Origin of the sequence: Pseudomonas sp. UBT (genome assembly GCF_050915955.1) — a bacterium.
Classification (GTDB): Bacteria; Pseudomonadota; Gammaproteobacteria; order Pseudomonadales; family Pseudomonadaceae; genus Aquipseudomonas; species Aquipseudomonas antarctica_A.
Window position 1 is genome coordinate 2,277,844 of the sequence record NZ_CP168079.1, and the last position, 11,120, is coordinate 2,288,963.

At 61.3% G+C, this 11,120-nt stretch carries 15 protein-coding genes; 5 read left to right on the forward strand and 10 right to left on the reverse strand.

What is annotated here, in order from left to right:
* Positions 1-31 precede the first annotated feature (31 nt).
* Positions 32-754, reverse strand: coding sequence for a monofunctional biosynthetic peptidoglycan transglycosylase (gene mtgA, locus ACDZ94_RS10400; RefSeq protein WP_432751419.1), 723 nt, complete (start codon positions 752-754; stop codon positions 32-34).
* Between the two features lie 74 nt (positions 755-828).
* Here mtgA and ACDZ94_RS10405 point away from each other — a divergent pair, with 74 nt between their 5' ends.
* From ACDZ94_RS10405 to trmB, 4 genes are all read left to right on the forward strand, one after another.
* Positions 829-1,203 carry a DUF423 domain-containing protein gene (locus tag ACDZ94_RS10405; RefSeq protein WP_064454557.1) on the forward strand — a complete coding sequence of 125 codons (375 nt, stop codon included), beginning with the start codon at positions 829-831 and terminating at the stop codon, positions 1,201-1,203.
* Positions 1,204-1,282: 79 nt separating this feature from the next.
* Complete coding sequence (thiS, locus tag ACDZ94_RS10410; protein WP_053258809.1) at positions 1,283-1,483, forward strand: sulfur carrier protein ThiS; 201 nt, start codon at positions 1,283-1,285, stop codon at positions 1,481-1,483.
* 65 nt (positions 1,484-1,548) lie between these two features.
* Complete coding sequence (locus tag ACDZ94_RS10415; protein WP_064454556.1) at positions 1,549-2,343, forward strand: thiazole synthase; 795 nt, start codon at positions 1,549-1,551, stop codon at positions 2,341-2,343.
* A 9-nt stretch (positions 2,344-2,352) separates the two neighbouring features.
* A complete protein-coding gene (gene trmB, locus ACDZ94_RS10420) occupies positions 2,353-3,078 on the forward strand; it encodes a tRNA (guanosine(46)-N7)-methyltransferase TrmB (RefSeq protein WP_064454555.1) in 726 nt (241 codons plus the stop codon).
* 145 nt (positions 3,079-3,223) lie between these two features.
* Here the strand turns inward: trmB and ACDZ94_RS10425 are convergent, their stop codons facing one another.
* The 9 genes from ACDZ94_RS10425 to ACDZ94_RS10465 all read right to left on the reverse strand — a co-directional run bounded on the left by ACDZ94_RS10425 (position 3,224) and on the right by ACDZ94_RS10465 (position 9,937).
* Positions 3,224-3,547, reverse strand: a complete 324-nt coding sequence (locus ACDZ94_RS10425; protein ID WP_064454554.1) for a DUF3392 domain-containing protein — start codon at positions 3,545-3,547, stop codon at positions 3,224-3,226.
* A gap of 17 nt (positions 3,548-3,564) precedes the next feature.
* Positions 3,565-4,767 carry a radical SAM family heme chaperone HemW gene (hemW, locus tag ACDZ94_RS10430; RefSeq protein WP_432751420.1) on the reverse strand — a complete coding sequence of 401 codons (1,203 nt, stop codon included), beginning with the start codon at positions 4,765-4,767 and terminating at the stop codon, positions 3,565-3,567.
* On the reverse strand, positions 4,764-5,360 hold the full coding sequence (rdgB, locus tag ACDZ94_RS10435) for an RdgB/HAM1 family non-canonical purine NTP pyrophosphatase (protein WP_064454552.1): 597 nt from the start codon (positions 5,358-5,360) through the stop codon (positions 4,764-4,766). The genes hemW and rdgB overlap by 4 nt, the downstream gene beginning before the upstream one ends.
* The gene (locus tag ACDZ94_RS10440; RefSeq protein ID WP_064454551.1) at positions 5,357-5,791 is read right to left on the reverse strand and encodes a DUF4426 domain-containing protein; all 435 of its coding nucleotides are present in this window, start codon (positions 5,789-5,791) and stop codon (positions 5,357-5,359) included. Before ACDZ94_RS10440 ends, rdgB begins: the two co-directional genes overlap by 4 nt.
* A gap of 21 nt (positions 5,792-5,812) precedes the next feature.
* Complete coding sequence (metW, locus tag ACDZ94_RS10445) at positions 5,813-6,433, reverse strand: methionine biosynthesis protein MetW (RefSeq protein ID WP_003213768.1); 621 nt, start codon at positions 6,431-6,433, stop codon at positions 5,813-5,815.
* A 7-nt stretch (positions 6,434-6,440) separates the two neighbouring features.
* Positions 6,441-7,580: a homoserine O-succinyltransferase MetX gene (metX, locus tag ACDZ94_RS10450; protein WP_432751421.1), complete on the reverse strand. Its 1,140-nt coding sequence runs from the start codon at positions 7,578-7,580 to the stop codon at positions 6,441-6,443.
* 191 nt (positions 7,581-7,771) lie between these two features.
* Positions 7,772-8,359 carry a YggT family protein gene (locus ACDZ94_RS10455; protein WP_053258481.1) on the reverse strand — a complete coding sequence of 196 codons (588 nt, stop codon included), beginning with the start codon at positions 8,357-8,359 and terminating at the stop codon, positions 7,772-7,774.
* A 39-nt stretch (positions 8,360-8,398) separates the two neighbouring features.
* Positions 8,399-9,217, reverse strand: coding sequence for a pyrroline-5-carboxylate reductase (gene proC, locus ACDZ94_RS10460; RefSeq protein WP_432751422.1), 819 nt, complete (start codon positions 9,215-9,217; stop codon positions 8,399-8,401).
* Between the two features lie 24 nt (positions 9,218-9,241).
* A complete protein-coding gene (locus ACDZ94_RS10465) occupies positions 9,242-9,937 on the reverse strand; it encodes a YggS family pyridoxal phosphate-dependent enzyme (RefSeq protein WP_432751423.1) in 696 nt (231 codons plus the stop codon).
* Positions 9,938-9,994: 57 nt separating this feature from the next.
* Between ACDZ94_RS10465 and ACDZ94_RS10470 the strand changes: the two genes are divergently transcribed.
* Complete coding sequence (locus ACDZ94_RS10470; RefSeq protein ID WP_064454547.1) at positions 9,995-11,029, forward strand: type IV pilus twitching motility protein PilT; 1,035 nt, start codon at positions 9,995-9,997, stop codon at positions 11,027-11,029.
* The last annotated feature ends 91 nt before the right edge of the window (positions 11,030-11,120 follow it).

Consider the following 11,120-nt stretch of genomic DNA (forward strand, 5'->3'; position numbering starts at 1 on the left):
GCAAGCCAGCTCCCACGGGGGTTGTGTTGTGTCAGTCGGACCACGGGGCCTTTCGGGAATTATTCAGCTCCACCAGGTAACCATCCCCACCCAACTGGCTCATCTGCTGGCGAATCCACGCCGCGCGCCGCGCCACATAGGCCGTCGGATGGCTGGCGCTCCAAACCCGTGGGTTGGGCAGCACTGCCGCCAGGTAGCTGGCCTGCTGTCGGGAAAGCGCCTTGGCGCTCACACCAAAATGGTGCCGCGCCGCAGCCTCTGCGCCAAACACGCCTTCATCCCATTCCACGCTGTTGAGGTACACCTCAAGAATCCGCTGCTTGGGCCATAACACCTCGATCAATCCGGTAAACCAGGCCTCCAGGCCTTTGCGCAAATAACTGCGGCCGGTCCACAGAAAGAGGTTTTTCGACACCTGCTGGCTCAAGGTGCTGGCGCCGCGAATCGAACCGCCGCGCTCGTTGTGCAGCAACGCGGCTTGAATCGCGCCAAAGTCAAAACCCCAATGCTGGGGAAAACGCTGATCTTCACCGGCCATCACCGCCACCTTCAGGTCATCGGAGATCTCATCCCACGACACCCACGTGCGTTGCAGGTCAATCGGCTCGCCGTCGACCCAGGATTCGACCTTGCGCTCCACCATCAGCGCCGTGAACGGCGGCGGGACGACGCGCAACAGCAGCACCAGCAGCGCACTGCCGATGGCAAACCATTTCACGACTTTGAGAAAGCGTTTGAAGAGGAGACGCAGCATAGAGATGGCTTGGCCGAACCCGTTGAGGGGGCCATTATACAGACACCGCCCTTTGAGTCTGACTGGAGTTCCTCATGCTGCGTAGCTTTCTGATGCTGGCTGCCTTTTTCGGCTTCACCGGCGTCGCCCTCGGTGCCTTTGCTGCCCACGGCCTGAAAAACCGCCTGAGCGCCGAATACCTGGCGATCTTCCAAACTGGCGTGACCTACCAGCTGGTGCATGCCCTCGCGTTGTTCGGCGTCGCGCTGCTGGCGGCGCATATTCCTGGCCGACTGGTCAGCTGGGCGGGTATTTCCTTTACCGTCGGTATCCTGCTGTTCTCCGGCAGCTTGTATGCGCTGACCCTGACCGGCATCAGCAAGCTGGGGATCATCACGCCATTTGGCGGGCTGGCATTCCTGCTGGGCTGGTTCTTTCTGGGGCTGACGGCGTGGCGCTTGCAGCTTTGACCGCTTGACGCTTGCAGCTGACCTTAAGGTCCCAATCGCGCTAGAATGCTGGCCCCTAAAAACGATGGCGGCCCGTGGCATGCGCATTCAGTTGAACGGCGAATCCTTTGAACTGCCCGACGGTGAAACCGTTGCGGCCCTGCTGACCCGTCTGGACTTGACCGGGCGTCGCGTCGCAGTGGAGCTTAACCTGGATATCGTCCCGCGTAGCCAGCACGCCGACACGGCGCTCACCGAAGGCGACCAAGTCGAAGTGGTTCACGCCATCGGCGGCGGTTAGCCGTTCGGCGCTCAACGGCGCCACCCCGAATTCTGCAGAACCTCACCCCATTTCGAGGATTTCCCATGAGCATCGTTCGTAGCGACAAGCCCTTCGTCCTGGCCGGTCGTACCTACCAGTCCCGTCTGCTGGTCGGCACTGGCAAGTACCGCGACATGGAAGAAACCCGCCTGGCCATCGAAGCCTCGGGTGCAGAGATCGTCACCTTTGCCGTGCGCCGCACTAACCTGGGCCAGATCGAAGGCGAGCCGAACCTGCTCCAGGTGCTGTCGCCGGAACGCTACACCTTCTTGCCCAACACAGCAGGTTGCTACGACGCTATCGAGGCTGTGCGCACTTGCCGCCTGGCCCGTGAGCTGCTCGACGGCCACAACCTGGTGAAGCTGGAAGTATTGGCCGACCAGAAGACCCTGTTCCCCAACGTAATCGAAACCCTCAAGGCCGCCGAAACGCTGGTCAAGGAAGGCTTCGACGTCATGGTCTACACCAGTGATGACCCGATTATTGCCCGTCAATTGGCGGAAATCGGCTGCATAGCGGTGATGCCGCTGGCCGGTCTGATCGGTTCCGGGCTGGGCATCTGCAATCCGTACAACCTGCAGATCATCCTCGAAGAAGCCAAAATCCCTGTGCTGGTGGACGCGGGCGTGGGCACTGCCTCCGACGCCACCATCGCCATGGAACTGGGCTGCGATGCAGTGCTGATGAACTCGGCCATCGCCCATGCCCAGCAGCCGATCATGATGGCTGAAGCCATGCAACACGCAATCGTTGCAGGTCGCCTGGCCTATCTCGCCGGGCGCATGCCGAAAAAACTTTACGCCAGCGCCTCCTCGCCGCTGGATGGTCTGATCAAGTAAGAGCCATTGATGACTGAATCAAACGAAACGCCGAACACCGTGGAAGAAGGCGACGAGTCCAAGCACCGCCGCATCAAGAGTTTTGTGATGCGCGCCGGTCGCATGACCGAAGGCCAGCAAAAGGGCCTGGAGCAAGGTACACCGCTGTTCGTATTGCCACTGGCTGACGCGCCGGTGGACTACGACCAGGTGTTCGGCCGTTCGGCCCCGCGCTCCCTGGAAATCGGCTTCGGCATGGGCCACTCCCTGCTGGAAATGGCGGCTGCCGCGCCGGAACAGGACTTCATCGGTGTCGAAGTACACCGCCCGGGTGTCGGCGCGCTGCTTAACGGCGTGCTGACCCAAGGCCTGACCAACTTGCGGGTCTACGACTGCGACGCGATCGAAGTGCTCAACCGCTGCATCGCCGACAACAGCCTCGACCGCCTGATGCTGTTTTTCCCGGACCCGTGGCACAAGTCCCGCCACCACAAGCGCCGCATCGTCCAGGCTTCGTTTGCCGAACTGGTGCGCAGCAAGCTGAAAGTGGGCGGCATCCTGCACATGGCCACCGACTGGGAACCGTATGCGGAATACATGCTGGAAGTGATGGGCGTAGCGCCTGGCTATCGCAACCTGGCCGAAGACGGCAAATGCGTGCCACGCCCGGCCGAGCGCCCGATCACCAAGTTCGAACGCCGCGGCGAGCGGTTGGGGCACGGCGTTTGGGATTTGAAGTTCGAGAAAATCGACTGACAAGTCATTAGTTTGGAATGCAGTCAAAAATGTGGGAGGGGGCTTGCTCCCGATAGCGGTGGATCAGTCCTCTTGATGTCGACTGACACTCAGCTATCGGGAGCAAGCCCCCTCCCACAGGTGTATCTGTGTGTTGGGTTTGGGGTCAGCGGCGGTCTGCCACAACGCCAATCAACACCAGCACCACCACCAACACCGGCGCCAGGCTGTAGTTATTGAACTGGCTCAGCCCGCGCACTATCCAGGGTGTGGCGTAGATCAACGCCGCGCCGCTGCCGATCATGCACACCAGCGCCATCAACGGTACGCGCAGCGCGCCGGCAATGCTGCCCAAGCGGCCTTCGATCCAGCCTTTGATATCAGCGCCAAACAGCACCAGCAAGCAGCCGACAAGAGCCAGGGCGATTTCCGACAGGTTGCTGCGGCTCCAGCGGGATACGGTGGCGAGCAGGTCGAGTACCAAATCCATTCGATTTCCTTAGAGCGTCAGCTCAAAAACTTCTGCAACAGGTCATTGAGAAAGAGTTGCCCGCGGTCGGTCGCCGCCAGGCGTGACGGTTCGACCTGCATTAAGCCACTTTGTTCTGCCTCACGGCGGCCTTCGTCGAGGCTGGCCAAGTCGAGGCCGGTGCGCTCGGCGTAGAGCCTGGCGTCGACGCCTTCGGTCAGCCGCAACGCGTTCATCAGGAATTCGAACGGCAGTTCTTCATTGGTCAGTTCTTTCGCGCCAGCCTGGAAGCTTTTGGCCGGGTTGAGATAGTCCTTGGGCGCTCGGGTCTTCCACGTGCGCACGATGCGCCCGTCTGGATGGCTGAGCTTGCCGTGGGCGCCCGCGCCGATGCCGATAAAGTCGCCGAAGCTCCAGTAGTTCAGGTTATGCCGCGCCGGGCGACCCGGTTGGGCATAGGCCGACACCTCATATTGCGCGTAACCGTGTTCGGCCAGCAGCGCCTGGCCAGCTTCCTGAATGTCCCACAGCATGTCGTCTTCCGGCAGCACGGGCGGCTGGTTCCAGAAGACGGTGTTGGGTTCCAGGGTCAGCTGGTACCAGGACAGGTGGGTCGGCTTGAGGGCGATGGCTTGGCGCAAGTCGCTCAGGGCATCGTCCAGAGACTGATTGGGCAGGCCGTGCATCAGGTCCAGGTTGAAGTTATCAAACCCGGCCTGGCGCGCCATGCCGGCGGCGCGTACGGCTTCATCGCCGTTGTGGATACGGCCCAGGGCTTCGAGCTTTTCCTGCTGAAAGCTCTGGATGCCGATGGACAGGCGATTGATCCCGAGCTTGCGGTACGCCACGAACTTCTCTTGCTCGAAGGTCCCGGGGTTGGCTTCCAGCGTGATTTCGATATCGCCGGCAAAAGGAATGCGGGCTTCCACGCCCTTGAGCAGGCGACCCAGTGCCGCGGCGCTGAACAGGCTAGGCGTACCGCCGCCGAAGAAGATCGAGCTCAGTTCACGGCCGTAAACCGCATGCAGGTCCTGATCAAGGTCGGCCAGCAGCGCGTCCACATACTCTTCTTCCGGCAGCACGTTGCTGGCCGTGTGGGAGTTGAAGTCGCAATAAGGGCATTTGCGCACGCACCACGGAATGTGGATGTACAGCGCCAGGGGCGGCAGGTGGGGCAGGGCCGCCCGAGGTGTTTGCGCGCCGCCGTGGATCAGCGGCTGCGCAGAGGTGTTTTGGGTCATTTCAGGCTCAGGCGTTGGCGCAGCAAATCCATTGCGCGGGCGCGGTGGCTGATCTGGTTCTTGTCGGCCGGGCTCAGTTCGGCGCTGGAGACATTACGCTCCGGCACCCAGAACAGAGGGTCATAGCCAAACCCATGCTCGCCGCTGGCCGCATGCAGGATGCGCCCGTGCCACAGGCCTTCGCACAGGATCGGCAGCGGGTCATCGGCGTGCCGCACCAGCGCCAGCACGCAGACGAACTGCGCACCACGCATCGCGTCCGGCACGTCCTTGAGGGCGTCCAGCAGCTTCGCGTTGTTGGCCGCATCGCCCTTGCCGTCGGCATAACGCGCCGAGTAGATGCCAGGGGCGCCGCCGAGGTAATCCACCGCCAGGCCCGAGTCATCGGCCAAGGCCGGCAGCCCGGAGATACGCGCGGCATTGCGTGCCTTGAGGATTGCGTTCTCGACAAACGACAGGCCGGTTTCTTCCGGCTCGACCTGGCTGAACTCGCCAATCGAGCGCAGTTGCACGGACTCACCGAGCATGGCCTGGAGTTCTTTGAGTTTGCCTGCGTTATGGCTGGCGAGTACGAGTTGGGTAAGGTTCATCATGGGGCCGGGAACAGTTCCTGGTTGAAACTGAAACCGTGAGCCTTGCCGCCGGTTTCAACATTGATGGTGAATATCTTGGTTTCCTGCTGCGGCACCGGGTATTGGGCGATGTAATTGGTGCTGCCGTTCTCGGTGACCTTCTTGAACGTCAGCATCTCGCTTTTGCCGCCGAGGTCTTTGACCGTGCCGGTGACGGTGGCATCGATCGGCGTCACGCCCTTTTGCACGAACACGTTGATCATGCCGACCTTTTTGTCGCGCACCACCTCCAGTTCCTGGGCCTGTTCCGGCTGCAGGAAGGTGGATGTGAAGGTGTTGTAACGCACCGTGATATCACCAAATTCCTTCAGGCGATTGCTGTCGATAGCGTCCGCTGCCATGGCGCTGGTGCCCAGGCAGGCGGTGAGTAGAAAAATAGCCAAACGACTCATGTTCGTCCTCCTTGAAAATGGTTAGACGGCAATTTGATGGTCTGTCAGGCCAGGGCTGCTGACTCGGTAGATACCGATTTCGCCCAACAGATTGGGCCATAGCTTACTCGCCCAGCCGTGGCGGTGTTGTTGATCGACAGCAAGGCGGTTGATCACCTTGGCTTCACGCTCGCCGCACAAGGCTTCGAAGTCTTCGAAGGTGCAGAAGTGGATGTTTGGCGTGTTGTACCACGTGTAGGGCAGGAAGTCCGACACCGGCATGCGGCCCTTGGTGGCCAGGTACCAGCGGCAACGCCAGTGGCCGAAATTGGGGAAAGTGATGATGCACTGGCGACCTACACGCAGCATTTCGTCGAGGATACGGTCCGGGTAGTGCACCGCTTGCAGGGCTTGGGTCATCACTACGATATCGAAGCTGTTGCTGGCAAAGTTGCCCAGGCCCTTGTCCAGGTCCTGCTCGATCACGTTGATGCCCTTGGCCACGCACTGGGCGATGTTGTCCGGGTCGTTTTCCAGGCCATAGCCGGTGACTTGCTTGTTGTCGCGCAGCCAGCTCAGCAGTTCGCCATCGCCGCAGCCAAGGTCGAGCACGCGGCTGCCGGCGGGGATCCAGTCTTGGATGATTTCCAGGTCGGCTCTCATGGCGTTCTCACAGGGCTATTCGGTTCATGTAGTTGCTGAAGGCTTGCAGGTAGCGCGGGATCGGAATCAGGAAGGCATCGTGGCCTTGCGGTGCATCGATCTCCAGGTAGCAGACGTCTTTGCGGGCGGCCATCAAGGCGTCCACCAGCTCTCGGGAGCGGGCCGGCGAGAAACGCCAGTCGGTGGTGAACGACATCACGCAGAACTTGGCCGTGGCGCCCTCGAAGGTTTTCGCCAGGTCGTCGTCATGGTTCGCGGCCGGGTCGAAGTAGTCCAGGGCCTTGGTCATCAGCAGGTAGGTGTTGGCGTCGAAACGCCCCGAGAATTCCTCGCCCTGATAACGCAGGTAGCTCTCCACCTGGAACTCGACGCTGTGGAAGTCGTAGTTGAGCTTCTCGCTCTTGAGCCCACGGCCGAATTTTTCGCCCATGGAGTCATCGGATAGATAAGTGATGTGCCCGACCATCCGCGCCAGCATCAAGCCGCGCTTGGGAATCACGCCCGCTTCCTGGAACGAACCACCGTGGAACTCGGGGTCGGTGAGGATGGCCTGGCGCGCCACTTCGTTGAACGCGATGTTCTGCGCCGACAGTTTTGGTGCCGAGGCGATTGCCAGGCAATGGCGCACGCGATCCGGGTAGGAAATGGTCCACTGCAACGCCTGCATGCCGCCCAGGCTGCCGCCGATCACCGCGGCCCATTGTTTGATGCCCAGCAGGTCAGCGAGGCGGGCCTGGCTGTGTACCCAGTCTTCCACGGTCAGTACCGGGAAATCCGCGCCGAATGGCTTGCCGGTTTCCGGGTTGAGGCTGCTCGGGCCGGTGGAACCGTTGCAGCCGCCAAGGTTGTTCAGGCTGACCACAAAGAACGTGTTGGTGTCGATGGGCTTGCCGGGGCCGATGCAACTGTCCCACCAACCGGGCTTGCGCTCGTCAACACTGTGGAAACCGGCGGCGTGATGATGGCCGGACAGGGCGTGGCAGATCAGCACGGCGTTGCTCGCCGTGGCATTCAACTGGCCGTAGGTTTCGTAGATCAGGTCATAGGCCGGCAGCGAACGGCCACAGGCCAGGGCCTGCGGTTCGCTGAAGTGCGCCACTTGGGGCACGACCAGTCCAACAGAATCGGGGGGGAAGGCAGCTGGCATCGACCCTGCTCTCGTTTAAATGAGGCGTAAGTCTAAAGACCGCTGCACCTAGCGGCAAGCAAAGGCCTGCACCCGTACAAAGATACAAATGTGGGAGGGGGCTTGCTCCCGATGACGGCGTGGCAGTCGACATCTGTTTGACTGATCCACCGCTATCGGGAGCAAGCCCCCTCCCACATTTTTTACAGCACTCAGATCAGGCCAAACAGTTCCTTGGGCATGAACGCGTAGTAGGCCAGGCGCGGGATCACCCAGCTTTGCAGCAGCTGGATCGCGATAAACGCGAAGATCGGCGAGATATCCAGGCCGCCCAGGTTGGGTATCAACCGACGGAACGGTGCCAGCACGGGCTCGGTAATCTGCGCAACCAGCTCAGCACCCGGGCTGCGGCTGCCAGGTGCGACCCATGACAGAATCACGCTGATGATCATCGACCAGAAGATGATCTTCAAAAACAGCGAGAAGATGCCGATCAGGCCCCATGGCAACAGCAACACGGTGAAGGCCTGGTAGCCGTTGAGCATCAGGATCACCACAAACAGCAAAATCTGCAGCAGCAGCGCCAGTACCAACGACGACATATCCAGGCCGAACAGGCTCGGGATCACTCGGCGCAGGGGTTTGAGCAACGGTTGCGTAGCCTTCACCACGAACTGGCACAGCGGGTTGTAGAAGTTCGCCCGCACCAGTTGCAGGATAAAACGCATCAGCACGATCAGCAGGTACAGGCTGCCCAAGGTCTGGATGATGAAAATGGCAGCGTCATTGATTCCGAGCATGTGTGTTTCCTATCTAATCCAGTTGCGAGTAGGGGACGACTATTTACCCAGCTGCTCGGCCATTTCAGCCGAACGATGTGCCGCGGCACCCAGTGCTTTTTCCACCAGGGCTTCAAAGCCCCCGGCCTGGAACGATTCGATGGCCGCTTGCGTGGTGCCGCCCGGGGACGTCACACGGCGGCGCAGCTCGGCCGCATCCACCTCACTGGCGACGGCCATCTTCGCGGCGCCCAGCGCGGTTTGCTCGGCCAGTTGCTCAGCGACTTCGTGTGGCAGGCCCAGTTTCACGCCGGCGGCGGTCATGGCTTCGATCAGCAGGAAGAAGTAGGCCGGGCCGCTGCCGGAGACGGCGGTCACCGCATCCAGTTGCTGTTCCTGTTCCAGCCACAGGGCGATGCCCACCGCAGACAGCAGCTCTTGAGCCTGGTCGCGCTGTTGGGCGGTCACTTCGGACGTTGCGTACAGGCCGCTCACGCCCTGGCGCAGCAGCGCCGGGGTGTTGGGCATGCAGCGCACGATTGGCTGGGCACCCAGCCAGTTGTTCATGCTGGCGCAGATGATGCCAGCGGCAATCGATACCACCAGTTGATGCGGTTGCAGGCTCGGGCGCAGGCTTTCGCACACGGCTTTCATGGCTTGCGGCTTCACCGCCAGCACGATCACGTCAACGCCCTGAATGGCTTCGGCGTTGTCGGCAAAGGTTTCGATACCGTGCTCGGCGCTGACGCGCGCGCGGGTGTCGGCGCCCGGGTCGCTGGCGCGGATGTGCTGGGCTTGCAGGCCTTTGGCCCGCAAGCCACCGATCAGGCTGGCCGCCATGTTACCGGCGCCGATAAAGGCAATACGCGTGTTGCTCATGACAGGTCCTTATTCAGAGGAAAGTCAGCCATTTGATGGCTGGCCGTAGTCGCGGGCGCCAAACAGCGCGGTACCGATCCGCACCCAGGTGGCGCCTTGGGCGATGGCTGACTCAAGGTCGTGGCTCATGCCCATGGAAAGTGTGTCCAGGCCCAGGTTCAGGCTCGCTTGCAGGTCGCGTACTGTCGCGAAGGCTGCATCCTGCTCGGCACGGTCTTCAGTCGGCTCGGGGATCGCCATCAAACCACGCAGCTTCAGGCGCGGCAGGGCACTGATCGCTGCGGCCAGGGCCGGCAGGTCGGCGGGTGTACAGCCGGACTTGCTGGCTTCGCCACTGACGTTGACCTGGATGCAGATGTTCAGCGGCGGCAGGTCGGCCGGGCGTTGTTCGGACAGGCGTTGCGCGATTTTCAGACGGTCCACGGAATGCACCCAAGCAAAGTTCTCGGCGATCGCACGAGTCTTGTTCGATTGAATGGGGCCGATGAAGTGCCAACTCAAGGGCAGGTCGGTTAATTCGGCCTGTTTGCCCAGGGCTTCCTGCAGGTAGTTCTCGCCAAAATCGCGCATCCCGGCCGCATAGGCTTCGCGTACCGCTTGTGCGGGTTTGGTCTTGCTCACGGCCAGCAGGTGGATGCTGCTTTCGTCACGTTGCACGGCGTAGGCCGCGGCGCGGATCCGCTCGCTAACCAGGCCAATGTTGTCTGCTATCGTCGACATTCAAGATGCACCCGTGGATATGGAGTCCGCGGCATTCTACTGGAAATGGAAAGCCCTATGGATATCACTGAGTTGCTGACGGCCAGCGTGCGTCGTGGCGCCTCTGACCTGCATTTGTCGGCTGGCGTGGCGCCGATGCTGCGTGTGGATGGCGAGGTCTGGCCCTTGGACGGCCCGGCACTGTCCCCTCCGCAAGTGGCGGATTTATTGAGCCCTTTGCTCAACCAATACCAAGAAAAGGATTTCGAAACATCTCTTGAAACGGATTTTGCCTTCGAGCTGCCGGGCGTGGCACGTTTCCGGGCGAATGTGTTCCAGCAGGCGCGCGGCATGGGCGCGGTGTTTCGTACCATTGCGACCGAAGTACAAAGCCTGGAAAGCCTCGGGCTGGGAGAAGTGTTCCAGCGGATCGCCCGGTTTCCGCGCGGCCTGGTGTTGGTGACCGGGCCAACCGGGTCCGGCAAGTCCACGACGCTGGCAGCGATGATCGACCATCTTAATCAACACCGGCGCCAGCACATTCTTACGCTGGAAGACCCCATCGAATTTATCCACAGGCCGAAAATGGCCTTGATCAACCAGCGGCAGGTACAACGCGATACACACAGTTTTTCCACGGCACTGCGCTCGGCGCTACGGGAAGACCCGGATGTCATTCTGGTGGGTGAGTTGCGCGACCTGGAAACCATACGCCTGGCGCTGACGGCGGCTGAGACCGGCCACCTGGTATTTGGCACCGTGCACACCACTTCGGCGGCAAAGACCGTGGACAGGCTGGTGGATGTGTTCCCGGCGGGGGAAAAGGCCATGGTTCGCTCGATGCTGTCGGAGTCGTTGCAGGCCGTGGTGTCCCAAGTGCTGGTCAAGAAGATCGGCGGCGGGCGGGTGGCGGCTCACGAAATCATGCTGGGCACGCCGGCCATCCGTAACCTGATCCGTGAGGACAAAGTGGCGCAAATGGTCTCCGCGATCCAGACCGGTGGGGCGCTGGGCATGAAAACCTTGGATATGAGCTTGAAGGCGTTGGTCAGCGAGGGGCTGGTCAGCCGCGAGGAGGCGCGGGGGCAGGCGAGGGTGCCGGGGGATATCTGAGGTCTTGCGGGCCATGAAAATCAAATGTGGGAGCGGGCTTGCTCGCGAAGGCGCAGTGTCAGTCACCATCTTAGGTGACTGATCTACCGCC

Excerpts from the sequence above, each read along its gene's own strand:
- mtgA (WP_432751419.1), bottom strand. The coding sequence starts at position 754 with ATGCTGCGTCTCCTCTTCAAACGCTTTCTCAAAGTCGTGAAATGGTTT.
- ACDZ94_RS10405 (WP_064454557.1), top strand. The coding sequence starts at position 829 with ATGCTGCGTAGCTTTCTGATGCTGGCTGCCTTTTTCGGCTTCACCGGC.
- thiS (WP_053258809.1), top strand. The coding sequence starts at position 1,283 with ATGCGCATTCAGTTGAACGGCGAATCCTTTGAACTGCCCGACGGTGAA.
- ACDZ94_RS10415 (WP_064454556.1), top strand. The coding sequence starts at position 1,549 with ATGAGCATCGTTCGTAGCGACAAGCCCTTCGTCCTGGCCGGTCGTACC.
- trmB (WP_064454555.1), top strand. The coding sequence starts at position 2,353 with ATGACTGAATCAAACGAAACGCCGAACACCGTGGAAGAAGGCGACGAG.
- ACDZ94_RS10425 (WP_064454554.1), bottom strand. The coding sequence starts at position 3,547 with ATGGATTTGGTACTCGACCTGCTCGCCACCGTATCCCGCTGGAGCCGC.
- hemW (WP_432751420.1), bottom strand. The coding sequence starts at position 4,767 with ATGACCCAAAACACCTCTGCGCAGCCGCTGATCCACGGCGGCGCGCAA.
- rdgB (WP_064454552.1), bottom strand. The coding sequence starts at position 5,360 with ATGATGAACCTTACCCAACTCGTACTCGCCAGCCATAACGCAGGCAAA.
- ACDZ94_RS10440 (WP_064454551.1), bottom strand. The coding sequence starts at position 5,791 with ATGAGTCGTTTGGCTATTTTTCTACTCACCGCCTGCCTGGGCACCAGC.
- metW (WP_003213768.1), bottom strand. The coding sequence starts at position 6,433 with ATGAGAGCCGACCTGGAAATCATCCAAGACTGGATCCCCGCCGGCAGC.
- metX (WP_432751421.1), bottom strand. The coding sequence starts at position 7,580 with ATGCCAGCTGCCTTCCCCCCCGATTCTGTTGGACTGGTCGTGCCCCAA.
- ACDZ94_RS10455 (WP_053258481.1), bottom strand. The coding sequence starts at position 8,359 with ATGCTCGGAATCAATGACGCTGCCATTTTCATCATCCAGACCTTGGGC.
- proC (WP_432751422.1), bottom strand. The coding sequence starts at position 9,217 with ATGAGCAACACGCGTATTGCCTTTATCGGCGCCGGTAACATGGCGGCC.
- ACDZ94_RS10465 (WP_432751423.1), bottom strand. The coding sequence starts at position 9,937 with ATGTCGACGATAGCAGACAACATTGGCCTGGTTAGCGAGCGGATCCGC.
- ACDZ94_RS10470 (WP_064454547.1), top strand. The coding sequence starts at position 9,995 with ATGGATATCACTGAGTTGCTGACGGCCAGCGTGCGTCGTGGCGCCTCT.